The sequence below is a fragment of the Streptomyces tsukubensis genome (assembly GCF_003932715.1).
Classification (GTDB): Bacteria; Actinomycetota; Actinomycetes; order Streptomycetales; family Streptomycetaceae; genus Streptomyces; species Streptomyces tsukubensis.
The window spans coordinates 1308029-1329042 of record NZ_CP020700.1; the positions used below are offsets into that span (position 1 = coordinate 1308029).

The 21014-nt window shown below is 73.2% G+C and carries 17 protein-coding genes; 4 read left to right on the top strand and 13 right to left on the bottom strand.

Features of this window, described 5'->3' with window-relative positions:
• Positions 1–29 precede the first annotated feature (29 nt).
• Positions 30–233, bottom strand: a complete 204-nt coding sequence (locus B7R87_RS04395; protein ID WP_006350291.1) for a hypothetical protein — start codon at positions 231–233, stop codon at positions 30–32.
• Positions 234–423: 190 nt separating this feature from the next.
• Positions 424–681, bottom strand: coding sequence for a hypothetical protein (locus B7R87_RS04400; RefSeq protein ID WP_040916817.1), 258 nt, complete (start codon positions 679–681; stop codon positions 424–426).
• Between the two features lie 299 nt (positions 682–980).
• Here B7R87_RS04400 and B7R87_RS04405 point away from each other — a divergent pair, with 299 nt between their 5' ends.
• On the top strand, positions 981–2195 hold the full coding sequence (locus tag B7R87_RS04405; RefSeq protein WP_130585303.1) for a serine/threonine-protein kinase: 1215 nt from the start codon (positions 981–983) through the stop codon (positions 2193–2195).
• Between the two features lie 340 nt (positions 2196–2535).
• Positions 2536–4695, top strand: a complete 2160-nt coding sequence (gene helR / locus B7R87_RS04410) for an RNA polymerase recycling motor ATPase HelR (RefSeq protein ID WP_006350287.1) — start codon at positions 2536–2538, stop codon at positions 4693–4695.
• An 89-nt stretch (positions 4696–4784) separates the two neighbouring features.
• Here the strand turns inward: helR and B7R87_RS04415 are convergent, their stop codons facing one another.
• The 8 genes from B7R87_RS04415 to B7R87_RS04450 form a co-directional block, all read right to left on the bottom strand.
• Positions 4785–5603, bottom strand: coding sequence for a TrmH family RNA methyltransferase (locus tag B7R87_RS04415; RefSeq protein ID WP_130585304.1), 819 nt, complete (start codon positions 5601–5603; stop codon positions 4785–4787).
• 54 nt (positions 5604–5657) lie between these two features.
• Positions 5658–6929: a uroporphyrinogen-III C-methyltransferase gene (cobA, locus tag B7R87_RS04420; RefSeq protein WP_006350285.1), complete on the bottom strand. Its 1272-nt coding sequence runs from the start codon at positions 6927–6929 to the stop codon at positions 5658–5660.
• A gap of 471 nt (positions 6930–7400) precedes the next feature.
• Entirely contained in the window at positions 7401–11285 is a 3885-nt protein-coding gene (gene cobT / locus B7R87_RS04425) for a nicotinate-nucleotide--dimethylbenzimidazole phosphoribosyltransferase (RefSeq protein WP_187144584.1), read from the bottom strand.
• A gap of 339 nt (positions 11286–11624) precedes the next feature.
• Positions 11625–12836 (bottom strand): precorrin-6y C5,15-methyltransferase (decarboxylating) subunit CbiE, encoded by a 1212-nt coding sequence (gene cbiE, locus B7R87_RS04430; protein ID WP_006350282.1) that lies wholly within the window; start codon positions 12834–12836, stop codon positions 11625–11627.
• A 263-nt stretch (positions 12837–13099) separates the two neighbouring features.
• On the bottom strand, positions 13100–13732 hold the full coding sequence (locus B7R87_RS04435; protein ID WP_006350281.1) for a GNAT family N-acetyltransferase: 633 nt from the start codon (positions 13730–13732) through the stop codon (positions 13100–13102).
• Between the two features lie 227 nt (positions 13733–13959).
• A complete protein-coding gene (locus B7R87_RS04440) occupies positions 13960–14796 on the bottom strand; it encodes a MetQ/NlpA family ABC transporter substrate-binding protein (RefSeq protein ID WP_006350280.1) in 837 nt (278 codons plus the stop codon).
• A gap of 78 nt (positions 14797–14874) precedes the next feature.
• Positions 14875–15675 carry a methionine ABC transporter permease gene (locus B7R87_RS04445; RefSeq protein WP_006350279.1) on the bottom strand — a complete coding sequence of 267 codons (801 nt, stop codon included), beginning with the start codon at positions 15673–15675 and terminating at the stop codon, positions 14875–14877.
• The gene (locus tag B7R87_RS04450) at positions 15672–16805 is read right to left on the bottom strand and encodes a methionine ABC transporter ATP-binding protein (protein ID WP_006350278.1); all 1134 of its coding nucleotides are present in this window, start codon (positions 16803–16805) and stop codon (positions 15672–15674) included. The genes B7R87_RS04445 and B7R87_RS04450 overlap by 4 nt, the downstream gene beginning before the upstream one ends.
• A gap of 678 nt (positions 16806–17483) precedes the next feature.
• Between B7R87_RS04450 and B7R87_RS04455 the strand changes: the two genes are divergently transcribed.
• Positions 17484–17843, top strand: coding sequence for a hypothetical protein (locus B7R87_RS04455; RefSeq protein WP_006350276.1), 360 nt, complete (start codon positions 17484–17486; stop codon positions 17841–17843).
• Between the two features lie 242 nt (positions 17844–18085).
• Positions 18086–18466 (top strand): hypothetical protein, encoded by a 381-nt coding sequence (locus tag B7R87_RS04460; protein ID WP_045853150.1) that lies wholly within the window; start codon positions 18086–18088, stop codon positions 18464–18466.
• A 51-nt stretch (positions 18467–18517) separates the two neighbouring features.
• Here the strand turns inward: B7R87_RS04460 and B7R87_RS04465 are convergent, their stop codons facing one another.
• From B7R87_RS04465 to B7R87_RS04470, 3 genes are all read right to left on the bottom strand, one after another.
• Entirely contained in the window at positions 18518–19021 is a 504-nt protein-coding gene (locus tag B7R87_RS04465) for a GNAT family N-acetyltransferase (protein WP_006350274.1), read from the bottom strand.
• A 38-nt stretch (positions 19022–19059) separates the two neighbouring features.
• Complete coding sequence (locus B7R87_RS33420) at positions 19060–19623, bottom strand: sigma-70 RNA polymerase sigma factor region 4 domain-containing protein (RefSeq protein WP_130585305.1); 564 nt, start codon at positions 19621–19623, stop codon at positions 19060–19062.
• 118 nt (positions 19624–19741) lie between these two features.
• Entirely contained in the window at positions 19742–20926 is a 1185-nt protein-coding gene (locus tag B7R87_RS04470) for a glycerophosphodiester phosphodiesterase (RefSeq protein ID WP_130585306.1), read from the bottom strand.
• Between the last annotated feature and the right edge of the window lie 88 nt (positions 20927–21014).

Here is a 21014-nt window from a genome sequence, read left to right on the forward strand (position 1 = left end):
GGACCGCTCTTCCGGGCCCGGGGCGCCGCTCAGCGCCCCAGCATCACGCCCACGGACGACGCTTGTGTCACTACTGCTTCCCAGCCACCGATGACATAGAGCAGCAGTGCCGCCAGGGGAAGAACCATGGCCGTGGCCACCAGCGGGTGGCGCTGACCGGGCCGCCGGCCGCCGAACGCGGCTGCCCGGCGTTCCTGCGTGCGGATCACGGTCCGCGTTGCCGTGTCGGCCATGGTTCCTCTCCTGTCGTGGTCGAAACAGCGGCGGGTGTCCGACCTCGGGGGACGAGTACTGCACCCGCCGCTTGACCTCAACACTAGGTTTCCGGCGGGGACGGAACGTCATGCCCGCGTACCTATTGGCGGGCCTCCGAGAGGATGAGCCGGGCCTCTCCGGTGTACTCCCCAGGGTGGAGAAGCCGACTCAGGTCTGAGGGGTTTCCCTGAGGGGACGCTCCGAGGCGTCGTCCCGTGGCACCGGCTGCTCCACCAGGGCCAGCACCCGGTTGGCCATAAATCGGGCCGTCCGCACCACGGCCCCGGTACGGGTGACTTCGCTCACTTCGACCACCCCCCTGCGGACGGCGGTCTCCACCCGGCGGCCTGCCCGGCTTGCCACGACTTCGTACGTCCGTGTGCTGTCACCCGCGTCGACCACGATCTCCACGCGATCACCCTTCACAGATCCAATCCCCCTCCGGCGACGGTCGGTTGAGATTGCGCGCGGGCCAGGGGAGCCGGATCCCGCGCTCCCTGACCTCTGGTCAATTCTCCCATCCGGCACTGACAATCGGTCGTCCCGAGAGGGCGCGGCCTATGAGCGCACCGGGGCGGCGGTACGTAAGCTGTGCCACGTCGAAACGGACGATCGGACACCACCGGTCGGGGCCGTCCGGGAACGGGCCGGCCGGAACAAGCGGGTGGGGACTCCCACCGAGAGACACGGGGTGGGGACTCCCCACCGTAGGCAGGGGACGGACGATGGCGATGATGCGGCTCCGGCGCGAGGACCCGCGTGTCGTCGGCTCGTTCCGTATTCACCGGCGGCTCGGCGCGGGCGGGATGGGCGTCGTCTATCTGGGGTCGGACCGGCGCGGCCAGCGGGTGGCGCTGAAGGTGATCCGGCCCGATCTGGCGGAGGATCAGGAGTTCCGGTCCCGGTTCGCCCGGGAGGTGTCGGCGGCCCGCCGGATCCGGGGCGGCTGTACGGCCCGGTTGGTGGCGGCCGATCTGGAGGCCGAGCGGCCGTGGTTCGCCACCCAGTACGTGCCGGGGCCCTCACTGCACGACAAGGTGAACGAGGACGGGGTGCTCCCGGCCGCCGAGGTGGCCGCGATCGGGGCCGCGCTCTCGGAGGGGCTCGTCGCCGTCCACGAGGCCGGGGTCGTGCACCGCGACCTCAAACCGTCGAACATCCTGCTCTCGCCCAAGGGCCCGCGGATCATCGACTTCGGCATCGCGTGGGCCACCGGCGCCTCCACCCTCACCCATGTCGGCACGGCCGTGGGCTCCCCCGGCTTCCTCGCCCCCGAACAGGTCCGCGGGGTCGCCGTCACCGCGGCGACCGACGTCTTCGCGCTCGGTGCCACCCTCGCCTACGCGGCAACCGCCGACTCCCCCTTCGGGCACGGCGGCTCGGAGGTGATGCTGTACCGGGTGGTGCACGAGGAGCCGCAGTTGCACGGGGTCCCGGACGCGCTCGCCCCGCTGCTGCGGGCCTGTCTGGCGAAGGATCCGCTGGAGCGCCCCAGCACCCTCCAGCTCTCGATGCGGCTGAAGGAGATCGCCGCCCGGGAGGCCCAGGGGCCGGCGGACGGACGGCTCCCGGTGTCCCGGGAGCGGATCGACACGCTCCGCACGGGGCAGCCGCCGCGTCATCCGCAGCGTACGGAGAAGCTGGACCGTACGGAGCGGCTGGAGCGCCCCGACCGGCCCGAGCGCGACCCGCGCGACCGCCGGACCGGCGGGGGACCGCGCTCGCAGGCTCCGCGCACCGGCGGCTCCGCCCGGCCCGTGCCGTCCCGCGGCGGCGCCCCCTCGCGCACCCAGGGCCGTCCGACCGGACGGCAGGGGGTCCGCACCACCTCCACGGGCCGCCGCCCGGCGAACCCCCGGCTGCTGCGGCAGCGGATCGTGGTCTTCTTCGTGGTGACGCTGATCGTGGCGCTGGGCATCGCGGCGGCCCAGCAGCTCTGAGGCTGCTCCTCCCCGCCGGTTTCTCCCCCGCCTGTTTCTCCCCGCCGGTCCCCGGCGCTTCCCGCTGCCCGTGACCCTGCAGCGACCCGGTGGTGACGCAACGGTGACGCGGAGTACAGGCACCGGGGCAAAAGAAAAGGCGAGGAGCCCTGCTCCTTGCCACTCTCAACGTATAGCGCACCGGGGGGCTTGCGGCAAGGCCCCCGTCGTAGCGCAGAATCACCTCCTCAGGCCGGAACCTGCGGAAACGGGAGATTCACGAAGTATGTGCGCTGTTGTCGATCCATCGGTCGCGGACCGTCCGACCTCGCCGGAGCGACCCCTGATCGGAGCCGATGTCATGAACCCCCTGGTCACCGCGGCCACCAGCCCGTTCGAACTGTCCGGCCCGCTCGCCGCCAAGGCGGCCCCGGCACTGATCGCCGATGACGAGCGCCATTTCACGGCCGTCGCCCGGAGCCTCGCGGAGGCGATCGCCGAACTGTCCGGACGTCTCGACGCCGAGCTGCGGTCGCCCGGCGGCGCAGGCCGGGCGGCGATGGACCGGGATACCAGGATCCACCAGCTCACGGCCCGGCTCCGGACCCTGCGCCGCTTCGGCCTCGACCTCTGCCTCGGACGGATCGTCCACGCGGACGGCAGCGAGCCCGTGTACATCGGGCGGCTCGGTCTCACCGACGCCTCCGGGCGGCGGCTGCTGGTCGACTGGCGCTCCCCCGCCGCCGAACCGTTCTTCGGGGCGACCCACGCCGACCCGATGGGTCTGGCGAGCCGCCGCCGCTACCGGTGGACCCGTGGCCGGATCGGTGACTACTGGGACGAGGTGTTCACCCCCGAGGGGCTGGAGGGGCATGCCGCCCTCGACGACCAGTCCGCGTTCATCGCCGGTCTCGGCGGTGCCCGCTCGGCCCGGATGCGCGATGTCCTCGGCACCATCCAGGCCGACCAGGACGCCGTCATCCGGGCGGGTTCCCGCGGTGCCCTGGTGGTCGACGGCGGGCCGGGGACGGGGAAGACCGTCGTCGCGCTGCACCGCTCCGCGTACCTCCTCTACTCCGACCCCCGTCTCGGGCACCGCCGCGGCGGCGTCCTGTTCGTCGGCCCGCACCAGCCCTATCTGAACTACGTCGCGGACGTCCTCCCCGGTCTGGGCGAGGAGGGCGTACAGACGTGCACGTTGCGGGACCTCGTTCCCGAGGGTCCGGGGGCGGTGCCGGAGAGCGATCCGGAGGTCGCCCGGCTGAAGTCCTCCGCGGATCTGGTGCGGGCGATCGAGAAGGCGGTCCGCTTCTACGAGGAGCCGCCCACCGAGGGCCTGGCCGTCCGGACCGACTGGGGCGTCGTCCGGGTCACCGCCGACGACTGGGCCGAGGCCTTCGACGCGCCGGGGCCGGGCGCGCCGCACAACGAGTCGCGTGAACTCGTCCGCGCGGAGCTGTTCACCATCCTGCTGGACAAGCTCGGCAACGAGGACGTGCCGCCCGAGCGGTTCCGGGCCGCCCTGCGGCACGACAAGGCGCTGAACGGGGCGCTGGACCGCGCCTGGCCGCTGCTGGACGCCGCCGACCTGGTCGGGGACCTCTGGTCCGTACCCGCTTATCTGCGGCTGTGCGCTCCCTGGCTGGAGCCGGACGACGTACGCCGCCTCCAGCGGGCCGGCACCACGGCCTGGACGGTGTCCGATCTGCCGCTCCTGGACGCGGCCCGGCAGCGGCTCGGTGATCCGAAGGCGGCGCTGCGCAGCCGTCGGCGCGAGGCCGCCGTAGCCGCGGAACGCGATCGGATGGCCGCCGTCATCAACAGCGTGGTGGGGGCCGACGACGACGGCGAGGGGGCGGTGACGATGCTGCTGGGGCAGGACCTCCAGGAGACCCTGGTCGACGGGTCCGTACCGTCGGCCGCGGTCCGGGACGGGCTGGCCGGGCCGTTCGCGCATATCGTCGTGGACGAGGCGCAGGAGCTGACCGACGCGGAGTGGCAGATGCTGCTGCTGCGCTGTCCGTCCCGGAGTTTCACGATCGTCGGGGACCGGGCCCAGGCCCGGCACGGGTTCACGGAGCCGTGGGAGGAGCGGCTTCGCCGGATCGGGTTCCACCGGATCGAGGTGGCGGCGCTCACCATCAACTACCGGACTCCGGCCGAGGTCATGGCGGAGGCCGAGCAGGTGATCAGGACCGCGCTGCCGGATGCCAATGTGCCGGTCTCCGTCCGCAGCGGCGAGGTGCCCGTGGTGCACGGCTCGGTCGCGGAACGCGACACGGTGCTGGACGGGTGGCTCGCCGCGCACACCGAGGGGACGGCCTGCGTCATCGGTGATCCCTCGTTCCGGGAGACGGCCCGGGTGCGGTCGCTGACGCCGGAGCTGGCGAAGGGGCTGGAGTTCGATCTGGTCGTCCTCGTCGACCCGGATGCGTTCGGGGGCGGTATCGAGGGGGCCGTCGACCGCTATGTCGCGATGACCCGGGCGACCCGGCAGCTCGTCGTCCTCACCCGCGACTGACCGGGGCGACCCGGCAGCTCGTCGGCCCCCCGCGGATGCCGCGGAGGGCCGGGCGGCGGGGGCGCCGCCCGGCCGGTCGCCGCCGGGGCTCAGAGGCCGGGGCGGCCCGTGGCAACGGCGTAGAAGGCGACGGCCGCCGCGGCGCCCACGTTGAGGGAGTCCACGCCGTGGGCCATCGGGATGCGTACCCATTCGTCCGCCGCGACCAGCGCCGGGGTGGAGAGCCCGTCGCCCTCCGCACCGAGCATCAGCGCCACCCGGTCGATCCGGTGCGGCGCGGCCTCGTCGATGGCGGTGGCCTTCTCGTCGGGAGTGAGGGCGAGCAGGGTGAACCCGGCCTCCCGGACCGCCTCCAAGCCCCGGGGCCAGGTGTCGAGGCGGGCGTACGGGACGGAGAACACCGCGCCCATGGAGACCTTTACCGACCGGCGGTACAGGGGGTCCGCACAGTCCGGGGAGAGCAGTACGGCGTCCATGCCGAGGGCCGCCGCGCTGCGAAAAATTGCCCCGATGTTGGTGTGGTCGTTGACGGATTCCATGACGACGACCTTGCGGGCGCCCGCGAGCAGTTCGGCAGCCGGGGGCAGTGGTTTGCGCTGCATGGAGGCGAGCGCGCCGCGGTGGACGTGGTAGCCGGTGACGCGTTCGGCCAGCTCGGGGCTGACCGCGTACACGGGCGCGGGGATCTCGTCGATGACGTCCTTCATGACGTCGACCCACTTGGCCGACAGCAGCATCGACCGCATCGCGTAACCGGCGTCCTTCGCCCGCCGGATGACCTTCTCGCCCTCGGCGATGAACAGGCCCTCGGCGGGTTCGCGGCGGCGGCGCAGTTCGACGTCCGTGAGTCCCGTGTAGTCGCTCAGGCGGGGGTCGTCGGGGTCTTCGACGGTGATGAGATCAGCCACAGGGTGATACTGCCTTCTCCAGGGAGGGGTGCCAACGCCTGGACAGGGGTCGGGTTACTGAAGGTTAACCGGCGGGGTCGCGGCCGGGTGGCCGCCGACGGCGACGACCTCACCGACGACGATCACGGCGGGCGGCCGGACGTCTTCGGCGGCGACGGTCCCGGCGACGGTCGACAGGGTGGCGTCGACGCGGCGCTGGGCGGCGGTGGTGCCTTCCTGGACGAGGGCGACGGGTGTGGCGCCGTCCCGGCCGTGGTCCATCAGGGTCCGGGCGATCGCGCCGATCTTGTCGACGCCCATCAGGATCACCAGGGTGCCGCGGAGCCGGGCGAGGGCCGCCCAGTCGACCAGGGACCGCTCGTCGTCGGGGGCGACGTGCCCGCTGACCACGGTGAACTCATGGGCGACCCCGCGGTGGGTGACCGGGATCCCGGCCGCGCCGGGGACGCTGATGGAGCTGGAGATGCCGGGGACGACCGTGCAGGCGATGCCTTCAGCCGCCAGCGCCTCGGCCTCTTCCATGCCGCGGCCGAAGACGAAGGGGTCGCCGCCCTTGAGCCGTACGACCGCCTTGCCGGCCTTGGCGTGTTCGATCAGGGCCTGGTTGATGGCCTCCTGGGCCATGAACCTGCCGTACGGGATCTTCGCCGCGTCGATCACCTCGACGTGCGGGGGCAGTTCGTCGAGCAGATCGCGCGGGCCGAGCCGGTCGGCGATGACGACGTCCGCCTCGGCGAGCAGCCGCCGGCCCTTCACGGTGATCAGGTCGGGGTCGCCGGGGCCGCCGCCGACGAGGGCGACGCCCGGGGTTCTCGTACGGTGCCGCCCGGCGGAGATGGTGCCGTCCCGCAGCCCTTCGACGACGGCGTCGCGGACGGCGGCGGAGCGGCGGGGGTCGCGGCAGTGGACGTCGGTGGTCAGTACGGCGACCGTGACGCCCGCGGAGCGGCCGGTGGCCGGGGTCAGAGCGGTGGCGGCGTCGGCGTCGTCGGAGCGTACGCACCAGACGCGGAGGCGCTCGGCCTCGGCGGAGGCGCGGTCGTTGGCCTCGGCGTCGGAGGAGGCGACAACGACGTACCAGGCGCCTTCGAGGTCGCCCTCGCGGTAGCGGCGCCGCTCCCAGCGCAGTTCGCCGGCGGTGACCATGGCCTCGACGGAGGGGGTGGCCGAGGGAGAGACGAGCGTGATGTCCGCTCCGGCGGCGATCAGCCAGGGCAGTCGCCGCTGGGCGACCTGGCCGCCGCCGAGGACCACGACGCGGCGGCCGGTGAGGCGCAGGCCCACGGGGTAGGCGGGGTGCTGGTGCGCGGGCGGCTGCTCGGACATGTGGGTACGACTCCCTCGGGCACTGCGGATGACGGGGCGGGCGGGGGCGTCCGGACCGCATCGGCACTGAGGCGGCGCCGGTGGGCGGTTCCAGGCCCACTTCGGGCGGTTCCGGGCCCACTTTACGATGCGGCGATTCCTCAGCGGTACGCCGAAGGTCACACATCGCGGCAGGTCACCGGGGCGGGGCGCCGCGACCGGTCGCCGCGGGCGCCGGGAGCGGGGGCAGACGGAGGGCGGCGGCACGGTTGCCGCGCCTCCGCCGTGCAGTGCGGCCCCGGGCCGGGACCCGCTCACCGCCCGGGGAACCCGGGGATACGGGGCATGGGCCCGTCGATCCGGATCGGGACCGGGCCGGGGGCGGCCGGAAACCGTGCACCGGTCGGCCGGGAGCCGCCCGCGCGGCGGAACGGCTGCGGGTCGCTCCGGGCGGCCGGGCCGGGGTGTCCCGGCTCCGGCCGCCCGGGGCCGCTACTTCTCGGTGACTCCCGCCGAGTCGAACGTCGCCACCTCGTGCATGGCCCGGGCCGCGCTCTGGACGACGGGCAGGGCCAGCAGCGCGCCGGTGCCCTCGCCGAGCCGGAGGTCGAGGTCGATCAGGGGCCGCAGACCGAGCTTGTTGAGGGCGGCGACATGGCCGGGCTCGGCGCCGCGGTGACCGGCGATGCACGCGGCGATGGCCTCGGGGGCGATCGCCCGGGCGACGAGGGCCGCGGCACCCGCGGAGACTCCGTCGAGGACGACGGGGATACGCAGGGACGCACCGCCCAGGATCAGGCCGACCAGCGCGGCGTGCTCCAGGCCGCCGATCGCGGCCAGGACCCCGATCGGGTCCTCCGGGTCGGGCGCGTGCAGTTCGAGTCCGCGCCGGACGACGTCGACCTTGCGGGCGTGCATCTCGTCGTTGATACCGGTGCCGCGGCCGGTGATCTCCGCCGGGTCGGTATCGGTGTAGACGCTGATCAGCGCCGCGGAGACGGTGGTGTTGGCGATGCCCATCTCGCCGGTGAGCAGGGCCTTGTTGCCTGCGGCCACCAGATCGCGGGCGGTCTCGACGCCGACCTCGACGGCCGCGAGGACCTCCTCGCGGGTGAGGGCGGGGCCGGTGGTGAAGTCGGCCGTGCCGGGGCGGACCTTGCGGGGCACCAGACCGGGCTGCGCGGGCAGCTCCGTCGCGACGCCGACGTCGATGACGCAGACCTCGGCCCCGACCTGGTTGGCGAAGGCGTTGCAGACCGCTCCCCCGCCGAGGAAGTTGGCGACCATCTGGCCGGTGACCTCCTGGGGCCAGGCCGTCACGCCCTGGGCGTGGACGCCGTGGTCACCCGCGAAGATCGCGACGGCGGCGGGCTCCGGGATCGGCGGCGGGCAGACCCGGGACAATCCGCTGAGCTGGGCGGAGATGATCTCCAGCATGCCGAGGGCGCCCGCGGGCTTGGTCATCCGCTTCTGGCGCTCCCAGGCCTCGCCGAGCGCCTTGGCATCCAGCGGGCGGATCGCGGCGACCGTCTCCTGGAGGAGGTCGTGCGGCTCCTCGCCGGGCAGCGCCCGGCGGCCGTACGTCTCCTCGTGGACGACCCAGGACAGGGGGCGGCGCTTGGACCAGCCCGCCTGCGCCAGCTCGGGCTCCTCGGGGAACTCGTCGACGTAGCCGACGCAGAGGTAGGCCACGACCTCCAGGTGTTCCGGCAGGCCGAGGGTACGGACCATCTCGCGCTCGTCGAAGAAGCTGACCCAGCCGACGCCGAGCCCCTCGGCGCGGGCGGCGAGCCAGAGGTTCTCGACGGCGAGCGCGGAGGAGTACGGGGCCATCTGCGGCTGAGTGTGCCGGCCGAGGGTGTGGCGGCCGCCGCGCGTCGGGTCGGCGGTCACCACGATGTTCACCGGGGTGTCGAGGATGGCCTCGATTTTGAGTTCCTTGAACTGCTTGGCGCGGCCCTTGGGAAGGGACTCGGCGTAGGCGTCGCGCTGGCGCTGGGCGAGTTCGTGCATGGTGGTGCGCGTCTCGGCGGAGCGGATGACGACGAAGTCCCAGGGCTGGGAGTGGCCGACGCTGGGGGCGGTGTGGGCGGCCTCCAGAACGCGCAGCAGTACGTCGTGCGGGATGGGGTCGCTGCGGAAGCCGTTGCGGATGTCGCGGCGTTCGCGCATCACCTTCAGGACGGCTTCGCGCTCGGCGTCGTCGTACGCGGGCGCGGGCAGGCCTGCGGGCTCGGCAGGGGCCTCGGCGGGAACCTCGGCTCCGGGCACGGGCTCGGACGCAGGAGCGGCCGGGGCTTCGGTGGCGGCTTCTGCACCGGACGCGGCTACCCCTTCGGGCGCCTCCGGCGCGGATTCGGCCGGGGGCTCCGCGGTCGCGTCGGCCGGAGCCGGTGCTGCTTCGGCCGCGGGGGCCTCCTGCGGCGTCTGCTCGGGCTCGGGGGCGGTGGCCGGGGCCGGGCCATCGGCAGCCTGCTCCGGGGCGGGCGGCTGCGCTTCGGCGGCCTGTGCCTGGGGGGCCTGTGCCTCGGGGGCGGGGGTCTCCGCCTGCTCGGGCGCGGCCTGCGGAGGTACGGGAGCGGAGCCGGGCGCCTCGACGGATCCGGGCGTCTGCTGCTCCCCCGCAACGGGCTCCACGGCGACGGCGCCTTCGGCCGACGGCTCGGCAACGGCCACGGGAGCGGCGGCCTCGTCGGGCTCGGGCTGCTCAGGAGCCGCGGCCTGCACGGGCACCTCTGCGGCATCAGCGGCATCGGGCGCCACGGCCTGCTCGGAGGCCACGGCCTGCTCCGGCGCCACCGGCTGCTCGGGCGTCGCGTCCCCTTCGGGCGCCGCAACCGCCTCAGGGGCCACCGGCTGCTCGGGTGCCACGGCCGCCTCGGGCGCGGCAGCCTGTTCCGGCGTCAGCGCATCGCCGGTGCCCTCGACCTGCTCAGGAGCCGCGACCTGCGCGGGCACCTCTGCGGTATCAGCGGCATCGGGCGCCACGGCCTGCTCGGGCGCCACCGGCTGCTCGGAGGCCTCGTCCGCCCCGGCAGTCCCGGCAGTCCCGGCCGCCTCGGCCGTCTCGGCCGGCTCGACTGCCAAGGGCATCTCTGCCGCCGGGGGTACCGCGGGCTCTTCCGGAGCCGGCTGCGGGACGACCGTTTCTGCGGCCGGGGCAGGGGTGGCCTCGCCCTGCTGCGGCACGGCGTCCCAGGGGGCTCCGGCCTGCGGAGGGATCTCGGCGAGCTGCGGCCCGGGCAGCACCGGCGCCTCGTCCTCGCCGGGCACGTCCAGATACTCGGGGCCGAGCGTCGGCGGTCCGGAATCGGGCTGCACGGTCAGCGGGTGCGGAGCGACTCCGGCGGGCCCGCGATCGGCCAGGGAACGGACCACACCACCGGTGTTGTCGGGCAGGGGCGGCCCCATGTGCAGGGGGCGGCGCGCGGGCGGCGGAGTCGGGGTCGCGGACCCGGCCGCGAAAGCAGGGGCCGGAACGGACGGTTCCGCCGGGTCGGTTACGGCCGGGCCGTCCGCGGCCATGGGCACGGCGGCGGCCGGAACCGGAGCCTCCGAAGGCTGCTGGTCCTCCGGTGCCCCGGCCTGTGCCGGCACCCGGACCTGGTCGGGAACTTCCGGCGCGGGAGCCTGAGCAGCGCTGCCCTCGTCGACGGGCACCCCGGCGGCGGGAGTCTGCCCGCCCGGCTGTATGACGGGCGCCGTCTGGTCGGCCTGCACGGCATCAGCGGACTCCGGGCTTCCGAGATCCGTGGGGGCCGTCTGCGCCGGCGCGGCAACCGCACCGGCCGGGGGCATCACCACGGGATCGGCGGCACCCGGCTGCTCCGGGGAGCCCAGATCCGTGGGCGCGGCCAAGCCCGGCCCGGTGAACTCGGGACCCGCGGCCGGCGGGCTCTGCGCCGGTGCGGGCGCCCCGGCCGCCGCCACAGGCACAGCCGGATGCGGTGCGGGGGCCGGAACGGCCTCGTACATATGGCCGGGGTCGACAGGGGCCGCAGGGGCGGCGGGCTGCGCCACGGGCACTCCCTGCGGGGGCGTTGCCCCGACGGCAACCGGAGCCGGTACGGAAGCCGGGGCCGCGACGGGAGCTGCCTGGGCCACCGGTGCCGCGCCCAGGGTCTGCACGGGCGACGGATACTGGCCGCCCAGGGTCCCCTGGGGGTCGCTCCAGGCACCCTGGGCGCCCGGCATCAGCAGCAGATCGTCTCCGGCCGGGTGCGCCGCGGGCCGTGCGGGCTCCGCCGGACCGGCGGCCGGCCGGCCGGAGGGGTCCACGAGGGTGTAGGCATCAGGGGCGGGAACGCCCGGCTGCTGCTCCACCACGCCTGCGTTCCCCGGCAGCCCCTCGCCCGGGATCTGGCCGGTGTCGGTCATGCGTACCCCTCGCCCCATCGCTCTGTGATCCTTCGTCCATCCGCCCGGACGGCCGCTCGCGGTGCGCCCGCCGGTCTCATGACGAGAACGAGCGCATGCGCCACCCGGCACGACGGACTACCAGCATTCTCGCGGCCGTTCGCGGACCCGGCAGTGGTATCCGCCACGGCCCGCTGTGGGCTGCGCCACGCTGCGCGTCCCCCGGTTACGGCGTACCACATACCGGAGCCAATACGACACTCGTTTTCCGGTTTTCCCGGACCATGCCGAAGGAAGCGACGGCACGTCCGGTGCGGTACGACGGTCGGTCAGCCTACCTCGCGCCACCGACAACCATGGTCACGGGGCACGCTCGGGCAGCCGTCCCGAGACCAGGAAAACCACGGCGCGTTCCCGCTCCGACCAGGTCTTCGGGTCGAGATCGACCGACTGGACGAACACGCACTCCACGGCATAGCCACCGGCCGCCAGGGCGGTGCAGAGGGCCTCGGCCTCGTCGCGGGTTCCGGCGTGGGTGACGATCCGCTCGGGGCGCCGGTCGGCGCAGGCGGTGACGGTCTCCACGCCGCCGCCGCCGATCCGGACGACATCGGGTTCGGGCAGCTGCTCCAGCACCTGCGGGGCCCGGCCGTTCACGGTCTGCATCCGGATTCCGGCGCGGCGGGCCGCGGCCTCGGTGCGGGCGCAGGCGGCCGGGTCGGCGTCGACGGCGATGACCGCGGCTCCGAATCGGGCCGCCTCCACGGCGAGCAGCCCGCCGCCGGAACCGACGTCCCAGACCAGATCGCCCTCCCGGGGGCCGAGCCGGGCGAGTTGGAGAGCGCGCAGGGAAGCGCCGGTGCCTTCGCTCAGGTCGCCGCCGTCCGCCGGCGCCCAGCCCCGTACCCCGGCCGGGAAACCGGGCTCCCGGCCCGCGATCCAGCTGCTGTCGGCGACCGCCCCGCCGGCCGCCCCGCCCACCACCACGACCACGTTCGGATCGCGCCAGACGTGGTCGGCGGCCTTGTCGGAGGTGACGACGGTGACCTGTTCCCGTTCGGTGCCGAGTTCCTCGCAGATCACGAAGGTGCGGTGGATGCCGTCCAGGAGCAGGGCCAGTTCGGCGGGGCCCGCGCCCGGGGAGGTGAGCACGGCGACCTTCGGGTGGGCGCGGCAGACGTTGACGGCCCGCCGCAGGGTGCGGGGGTGGGCGACCACGATCCGGGCGTCGTCCCACGGCATCCCCGCCCGGGCGAAGGCGGCGGCGACGGAGGAGACCGCGGGCACCACCTCCACCTCCAGGCCGTGCTCGGGAGCGCGGAGGGTGCGGACGACTCCGAAGAAGCCCGGGTCGCCGTCGGCGAGCACGACGGCGCTGCCGCGGTGTCCGGCGATCCGGCGGGCGGCGAGGCCGATGCTGCCGAGGCGGATGCGCTCGGCGTTCCCGGGGACTTCGGGGAGGGCGAGATGGTGGGCCGCCCCGGCGACCAGGGTGGCGGCCGCGAGGGCGGAGCGGGCCGCGGCGGTCAGGGGTGAGCCGTCCCAGCCGATCACCGTGACGCGGTCGGCCATGGTCGTCAGTCTCCCTGGATTCGTCGCAGGTGGGGGTGGTGGGTCTCCCGGGGCCGCAGGGGCACACGGAGGTGGACCGGGGCGGCTCGGGAGGAGGTACCCATTGAACCAGTTGGAACACTGAATCAGTTGGGCGTACGGCAGTCCACCGAGGCCCACCGGGACCGGCCTCTGCGCACCGACCGGGACCGGTCCCGTCCGCGCGCGGTGCGCTCCGAACCGGTGCCGGCCTCAGCTCCGGTCAGCCTCAGCACCGGTCAGCCTCAGCTCCAGTCGGAGTAGGCGTATCCGGACTCGGCCGATCCGTCGGCGACCCCGTCGAGGTCCTCCGGCAGCAGGCTCCAGACGATCAGATCGGTGCGGGTGTCGGTCCAGGTGCCGTCGGCGGCCCGGATCCGGGCCAGCCAGGCGTTGCGCAGCACCCCTTCGCTGATGGCGCCGATCTTCTGGGCGACCTGCTGCGAGGCGGTGTTGTCGGCGGCGGTGCGGAGTTCGAGCCGCTCGAACTTCCGGTCGCGGAAGAGCCACTTGGCGACGGCGAGAAGGGATTCGGTGGCGTAGCCCTCGCCGCGGGCCCAGGGCGCGGTGGCGTACGCCGCCTCGGTGGTGAGCACCCGCCAGTCGGTGTTCTTCAGCCGTACGGTCCCCACCAGCCGCTGGGTGAGGAATTCGGTGACGGCGAAGACGATCCCCCGGCCCGTGGTGCGCTGCGCGGGCGCTATCTCGTGGATCCACCGCTCGGCGTCGGCCCGGGTGAAGGGGTGCGGTACGGGTGTCCAGGCGGTCACCGTCTCGTCGTTCATCATCTCGGTGTACGCCGGGACGTCGGCCTCCTCGAAGGGGCGCAGCACCAGTCGCTCCGTACTGATGGACACGTCCGGAAAGGTGGTAGTCATGCGCCGCTCCGTAACCATGCTCTGCGGGGAACAGGCGACCAGTGGCCTGCCGAAAGGCCCAGCATGCAGCATGGGCCGACCGGGTGGCACCGCGGGGGCGGGGGCGGAACGGGCGGAGCCCCGCACCCCGGGCGGGGGTGCGGGGCGTGGCGCCGGACGGCGGACCGGCCGGTCAGCCGGTGAACCGGGCAACCGGTCAGCCGGCCGGTGAGTGGGTGGCCGGTGGATCAGAAGGCCGGGATGACCGAGCCGTCGTACTTGTCCGCGATGAACTTCTTCACCTCGGGCGTCGTGAGCAGCTTGGCGAGCTTGACCACGCGCGGGTCCTTCTCGCTGCCTTCCTTGACCGCGAGGAAGTTGCCGTACGGGTTGTTCTCGGCGGACTCCAGGACGAGGGAGTCGTTCTTCGGGCTGAGCTTGGTCTGCACCGCGTAGTTGCCGTTGATCACAGCGGCGTCGACGTCCCCGAGGGCCCTCGGCACGGCCGCGGCCTCCAGCTCCTTGAAGGTGAGCTTCTTGGGGTTCTCGGCGATGTCCTTCGGCGTGGCCTCGTTGCCCGTACCCGGCTTCAGCTTGATGAGGCCGTTCTGCTCCAGCAGGCGGAGGGCGCGGGCCTCGTTGGTGGTGTCGTTGGGCAGGGCGACGGTGGCGCCCTCCTTGAGGTCCGCGAGCTTGTCGACCTTCTTGGAGTACAGGCCCAGCGGCTCCAGGTGGACGGTGACGACCGGCACGATGGTCGTCTTGTTCTTCTTGTTGAAGTCGTCCAGGTAGGGCTTGTGCTGGAAGTAGTTGGCGCCGACCTCACCGCTCTGGGTGGCGGTGTTGGGGGTGACGTAGTCGGCGAACTCCTTGACCTCCAGCTTGAGGTCTTCCTTGGCGGCCAGCTCGTCCTTGACGAAGCCGAGGATCTCGGCGTGCGGGACGGAGCTGGCGGCGACGACCAGGGGCTTGGACGGGTCGGCCCCGGCCCCGGTCTTGTTGTCGTCGTTGCCGCAGGCGGTCAGCCCGAGGGTCAGTGCTCCGACGGCGAGGACAGCGGTGGTGATCTTGGCAGTGTTACGCACGAAAAGTGCCTTTCTCCATGGGTGGTGCGGTGGTGCGGACCCGGACGGGTCGCGGGGAGGGAAAGTTTCGGGGGGGGGTCAGTCGGCCTTGACGGGCTGCGGCGACCGGGTCGCACCGGCCGCGCCCGTCGCTTCGAGGGCTCCGGCGGTGTTCGCGACGGCGATGGCGTCCGCGGCCCGGGAGGCCTTCAGCAGCCTGAGCCGGGGGGCCGGTCCGCCGCGGCCGCGCCGGTGCAGGGCCCGGGCCGCGTAGTCCCCGGCGAACTGGATGACGGCGATGACCGCGGCCAGCACGGCGACGGTGATCCACATCATCTCGGTCTCGAAGCGCTGGTAGCCGTAGCGGATGGCGATGTCACCGAGTCCGCCGGCGCCGACCGTGCCGGCCATGGCGGAGTAGCCGATCAGGGCGACGACGGTCGTCGTGGCGCCGGAGATCAGAGACGGCAGGGATTCGGGGACCAGGACCTTGCGGACCACGGTCCAGGTGCTGCCGCCCATCGACTGCACGGCCTCGACGAGACCGCCGTCGACCTCCCGTACGGAGGTCTCCACCAGCCGGGCGAAGAAGGGGATCGCCCCGATGGCCAGGGGGACGATCGCGCCCTCGCGGCCGATGGTGGTGCCGGTGATCGCCTTGGTGAACGGCAGCAGGGCGACCATCAGGATGATGAACGGCATCGAACGGGTGACGTTGACGATCTGGCCGATCACCTTGTTGGCGACGGTGTTGGCGAGCAGACCGCCCTTGTCGGTGAGGACGAGGACGATGCCCAGCGGCAGTCCGACGGCCACCGCGATCAGGGCGGACCAGCCGACCATGTAGAGCGTGTCCCAGCTCGCCTGCTCCAGCAGCGGCTGCATCTCGGACCAGGTCACTGGGCACCGTCCTTCACCAGGTTCGGAGCGGAAGCGTTCGGAGCGGAAGCATCAGGATCCGAGGGGTCCGGGTCCGAGGCGTCCGACCCGGAACCGGAACCGGGAGCGGAAGCGGAAGCGGGGTCCGTTCCGGTGATCACGTCGATCTGGAGTCCCTGTTCGCGCAGGAAGCCGATGGGGACGACGTTCTCCTCGAACCGGCCGGGCAGTTCGATCCGCATCCGGCCGACCTGCTTGCCGCCGACGGTGTCCATCGCGGCACCGAGAATCGAGATGTCGATGTTGTAGGTCCGGGAGAGCTGCGAGATCACCGGCTGGGTCGCCGCGTCACCGTGGAAGGTGACGTCGACGACCGTGCGGTCGTCGCCCGACGCCGCTCCGCTGACCGGGAAGAGGGCCGAGGCGAGCTGCGATCCCGGGGTGGCGAGCAGCTCGCTGACCGTGCCCGATTCGACGATCCGGCCGCGCTCCATCAGGGCGGCGGAGTCGCAGACCGACTTCACGACGTCCATCTCGTGGGTGATCAGCAGTACGGTCAGGCCGAGCCGCTCGTTCAGATCGCGCAGCAGCCGGAGGATGGAGCGGGTGGTCTCCGGGTCGAGGGCACTGGTGGCCTCGTCCGACAGGAGCACCTTGGGGTCGCCGGCCAGGGCGCGGGCGATGCCGACGCGCTGCTTCTGGCCGCCGGACAGCTGGCTGGGGTAGGACCGCGCCTTGTCGGCGAGACCGACCAGGTCGAGGAGTTCGAGGGCCTTGCGGCTCCGCTCGCGGCCCGAGAGCCCGAGGATCTCCAGCGGAAGTTCGACGTTGCTCTGGACGGTGCGGGACGACAGCAGGTTGAAGTGCTGGAAGACCATGCCGATCCGGCTGCGGGCCGCGCGCAGTTCCCGACCGGCGCGCGGGCCCTTCCCGGCGAGGGCGGTGAGCTCGACGCCGTCCACGGTGACGGTGCCGGAGGTGGGGCGCTCCAGCAGGTTGACGCAGCGGATCAGGGAGGACTTGCCGGCGCCGCTCTGCCCGATGACGCCGTACACCTCGCCTTCCCTGACATGGAGGTCGACGCCGTCCAGGGCGGTGACCTCGCGTCCTCGCGAGCGGTAGACCTTGGTCAGGCCCGTTGTGGTGATCACTGGGTTCGTCCGTCACTGTCGAGTGCGCGGCAAGGTCGTCGCCGGGCACGGGGCTTTCGTCGTCGATACCGTCGGACCGGCCGGAAACCGCCGTTCCCGTACGGGGCAGACACCGGCTCGGGGCGCTGCCGCGCACAGTCCTCCGCGGCCACCGCGCGGGGATCTCGTCGACGAGGTCCGGGGCGGGGGCGTTGCGGAAGCGGTCACGGGGTTCGGGGGGCAGCCACGGTCCTTCTCAGAGGACGTCGCAGGCCGCGCGGTCTCTCACTTCGGGGCGCGAGGTGCGGTTCGGGGGCCCTCAGAAGGCGCACATTCGACACAGACAACGAGCACCGGGCGTGGTGTTCGCCTCGGTCGCAGGGGTGCGGTTGCTCGTCGTGGTCATGGCGGTAAGTAAAGCAGACCGCTTTCCGCGAGCAACCGAGCGTCCGAATAGCGGACACTTTGGTTCGGCCATCAGATGGCCGAGGCAGCCGCTCCGGCCGCCCGTCTCACGGCTCTGACCTGCGAAATCATCGGAGCTGCCCACGGCAGGGGACCGAGTGCGGCCGGTACGGGGCGGACGGGCGCTGTGGTCAAGGCCACGATCGGACCGTCCGGCCCGGGGCCGCCGCGCCACCGCGAAGGACCCCGGGGCCGCCCGCGGCGGGCTCCGCACGCCGTAATACGCTCGGGGCCATGCTCGACGCCCTCACGGTCGCGATCTCCGTCACCGCACTCGCCCTCGCCGCCTGGTGCGGCTACGCCGCCTACCGCGACCAGCCCACCAAGGACTGGCACTTCATCGGCATGGCCGTGGTGACGGTGCTGGCGCTGGTCCAGCTGGTGGTGGGCATCGTCCGGCTGGCGGGGGGAGACGAGCCCGCGCAGGGCACCACGATCTTCGTCGCCTATCTGATCGGCGCGCTCGCGACCGTACCGTCCGCGGGGGTGCTGTCGCTGGCCGAGCGGACGCGCTGGGGTTCGGCGACCGTGGCCGCCGGTGCGGTCCTGCTCGCGGTCCTCGAAGTACGGCTGTACGACATCTGGGGAGGCTGACGATGACCGAGCCCACCACCACCGGAACCGGCGCACGGACCGGCAACGACCCGGAGACCGGAGCCCTGACCGGAAGCGGAACCGGAACTTCCGACGGGCCGGAGGCCAGGGGCGGAACCGGGACCTCCGACGGGCCGGAGGCCAGGGGCGGAACCGGGACCTCCGACGGGCCGGGGAGCGTAGGCGGAACCGGTACGGCCACGGCCGCCGCCCGGGACTCCCGGCTCGTCAAGGGCCCCGGGCTGCTGCTCGTGTGGCTCTACGGAGTGATGTCGGTGGGCGCCGTATCGCGCTCCGTACTCCATATCCTCACCGACTTCGACCGGGCCCCGCTCGCCCACGGACTGTCGGCCGCCGCCGCGGCGGTGTACGTGTTCATCACCTACACCCTGGTCCGCGGCGGGGAGACCGCCCGCAAAGCCGGCCTGGTGTGCTGTGCGGTCGAGCTGGCGGGCGTACTGGTCGTCGGCACCTGGACCCTGGTGGACCCGTCCGCCTTCCCGGACTCCACGGTCTGGTCCGGCTACGGCTGGGGCTATGTCTTCCTGCCCGTACTGCTGCCGGTCACCGGCCTGCTGTGGCTGCGCCGCTCGCGTACGGAGACGGCCGCCGCCCGGGCGTGAACGCGGGCTCCCCCGTAGCGCCCGGCACCGGGCCGGACCCGCCCGCTCCGCTCAGGCGCTGGTGACGAACGTCCCCGCCGCCGCTTCCTTCTCCAGCGTGACCAGGGTGAGCCGGGGGCCGACCTCCTCGCGGGCCACCGGCACATAGCCGTGGCTGCGGTAGAGCCGGAGGTTGCCCTCGCTGCGGTGACCGGTGAACAGCTGGAACTTCTTCGCGGCGGGCGCCCCCGCGAAATGGGCCTCGATGGCCGCCAGCAGCCGTCCGCCGAGGCCGTGGCGCTGCATCCGCGGATGGACGATGAGCTTCGCGATCTGCGCCGTACCGGTCGCGTCGATCCAGCCGCGCACCGAGGCCACCACCTCGTCGCCCAGCCGGGCGACCAGCGCGTGCCCCTGGTCCAGCTCGGCCCGCACACCCCCCAGCGACTGGGTGAGCGGCTCGATGGCGTAGTCGCCGTAGATCTCCGCCTCGGACTGGTAGCAGAGGTATTGGAGCTTGAGGATCTGCTCCGCGTCCTGCGCCGTCGCCGCTGAGATGGTCACGCTCATGCCCATGCGCGCATGCCTCCCGCTCACCTGTCCCTACCGATTGTCTAACGCTCCTTTCCCCGATGTTCAGGAGCCGCAACCTCTGCCGCGAGCATTCTGCGCAGACATCCCAGGCAACGGGAACGTATCGGCCCTAGACTCCCCTGTGAGATATTCAACTCTCCTGCGATTTCACGGTATGTAGGGTCGTGGGGCGACAACATCGCAGAAAGAAGCCGGGGGCAGTCACCCGGCGTACGGGCGACCGCCGACCGGACCGTACGGCCCGTCTCCGCCCGCAGGGCCGCGTGCTCGGCGCTCTCCCCCTGCGCGGCAGCCCCGGAGCCGTACGGCGCACCGTCGGTGAGCGGCCGCTCCCGGACCGTCCTGCGGCGGGCCCGCCGCACCTCGGCCCGCACCACGGCCCGTACCCAGCGGGCCGGATCCCCCGGCGGACCGGCCCGGCCGAGCCGTTCGAACAGCCTCACCCAGACGGCCTGTTCCAGATCCCCGGCGTCGGCCGCGGCGCCGGGGGCCTCGGCCGTCGCCTCCGCGGCGACCAGCGGGCCGAGTGCGGCCACCACTTCCTCCGCCGGTACGCCCGGGGGTCGGTCTGCGGGACGTGTCATACCGGCCGGAACGTGCCGCCGCCCGGCGGAGTTGCCCGGTGGCGGCGTCCTCACCCGTACGAGGGAACACTCCCCCGTACGGGTGCAGGTCCCCGACGGCAGCCGGTTCCCTGACTCTTCAGTCCTGTACGGCGTCGGCCGCGGCCAGCAGGCCCGTGTCGGGGTGGTCGGTGAAGATGCCGTCGATGCCCGTCGCGAAGTAGCGGCGGTAGGCACCGAAGACGTCCCCGTACCCGTTGGGGTCGGTGCCCGGGGTCGTGGTGTCCCGGTCGCGCCGGAAGTCGGCCGGAAGGAAGGTGTTCTCGTTGCGCAGGGTGTACGGGTGGAGGATCAGGCCCCGCCGGTGGGCGTCCCGCACCAGGGTGGTGGGGGTGCCGAGCCTGCCGTCCGGGCCCTTGGGGATGACGAGGTCCAGCGTGGGCCCGATGCCCTGGGCGTAGGAGGCGATCCACTTCAGCCCCGCCGGGGTGATCAGATCGGCCACGGTCCGCGGATCGCCCGCCTCGGTGAAGTCCCACGGCCGGGTTCCGGCGCCGGAGAGCAGCACCACGCGCGGCGCGTCCACCAGCCGGGCCATCCGCTGCATGCTGCTGGGCTCGAAGGACTGGAGGAAGACGGGGGCGTCGCGGCCGTCCCGGCCGTACCGGCGCAGCAGCCGGGCCAGCGGCTCCTCCAGGCCGAGGCCGAGCTTCCGGAAGTAGGTGGGGTGTTTGGTCTCGGCGTGCAGCCACACCGGCCGGCCCCGCCTGCGCCCCTCACGGTCCGCCCACTTCAGGACCTCTTCGAAAGTGGGCACCGTCCACCGTCCGTCGTAGAGGGTGTTGTCCGGCCGGACGCCCGGGATCCGCTCCTTCGCCCGCAGCGTCCGCAGCTCCGCCAGGGTGAAGTCCTCGGTGAACCAGCCCGTCATCGACGTGCCGTCGACCGTCTTCGTGGTCCGGCGGGCGGCGAACTCCGGGTGGTCGGCGACATCGGTGGTGCCGGTGATGTCGTTCTCGTGACGGCAGACCAGATGGCCGTCCCGGGTGGGCACCAGATCCTGTTCGATCACATGTGCGCCCATGTCGAGGGCGAGCTGATAGGCGCCGATGGTGTGCTCGGGGCGGTAGCCGCTGGCGCCCCGGTGGGCGATGACCGTGGGGTACGGGAGATCCCGGTACCCGCCGCGGCCCCGTCGCGCCGGACGGTCCGCGGCCGCGTGCGCCGTGCCCGCCGCCCCGCCCGCTCCGGCGGCGGCCGCGCCGAGCGCCGCCGCCCCCAGCACCGTACGCCGTCCGGGCCGTGCCTGTGCGCCCTGTGTCATCGGGGTTCCTCCCTCGTGGTCCGTGTCCGTCGTCCGGTGTCCGGCGCCGGTTCCCGCCCGATTCCGGCGGATACCGGCCCGCTGTCCG

What these genes read in the sequence shown, in the direction of transcription:
- B7R87_RS04395 (WP_006350291.1), bottom strand. Translation starts at nt 233, where the DNA reads ATGGCCGACACGGCAACGCGGACCGTGATCCGCACGCAGGAACGCCGG.
- B7R87_RS04405 (WP_130585303.1), top strand. Translation starts at nt 981, where the DNA reads ATGGCGATGATGCGGCTCCGGCGCGAGGACCCGCGTGTCGTCGGCTCG.
- helR (WP_006350287.1), top strand. Translation starts at nt 2,536, where the DNA reads ATGAACCCCCTGGTCACCGCGGCCACCAGCCCGTTCGAACTGTCCGGC.
- cobA (WP_006350285.1), bottom strand. Translation starts at nt 6,929, where the DNA reads ATGTCCGAGCAGCCGCCCGCGCACCAGCACCCCGCCTACCCCGTGGGC.
- cobT (WP_187144584.1), bottom strand. Translation starts at nt 11,285, where the DNA reads ATGACCGACACCGGCCAGATCCCGGGCGAGGGGCTGCCGGGGAACGCA.
- cbiE (WP_006350282.1), bottom strand. Translation starts at nt 12,836, where the DNA reads ATGGCCGACCGCGTCACGGTGATCGGCTGGGACGGCTCACCCCTGACC.
- B7R87_RS04435 (WP_006350281.1), bottom strand. Translation starts at nt 13,732, where the DNA reads ATGACTACCACCTTTCCGGACGTGTCCATCAGTACGGAGCGACTGGTG.
- B7R87_RS04455 (WP_006350276.1), top strand. Translation starts at nt 17,484, where the DNA reads ATGCTCGACGCCCTCACGGTCGCGATCTCCGTCACCGCACTCGCCCTC.
- B7R87_RS04465 (WP_006350274.1), bottom strand. Translation starts at nt 19,021, where the DNA reads ATGGGCATGAGCGTGACCATCTCAGCGGCGACGGCGCAGGACGCGGAG.
- B7R87_RS33420 (WP_130585305.1), bottom strand. Translation starts at nt 19,623, where the DNA reads ATGACACGTCCCGCAGACCGACCCCCGGGCGTACCGGCGGAGGAAGTG.
- B7R87_RS04470 (WP_130585306.1), bottom strand. Translation starts at nt 20,926, where the DNA reads ATGACACAGGGCGCACAGGCACGGCCCGGACGGCGTACGGTGCTGGGG.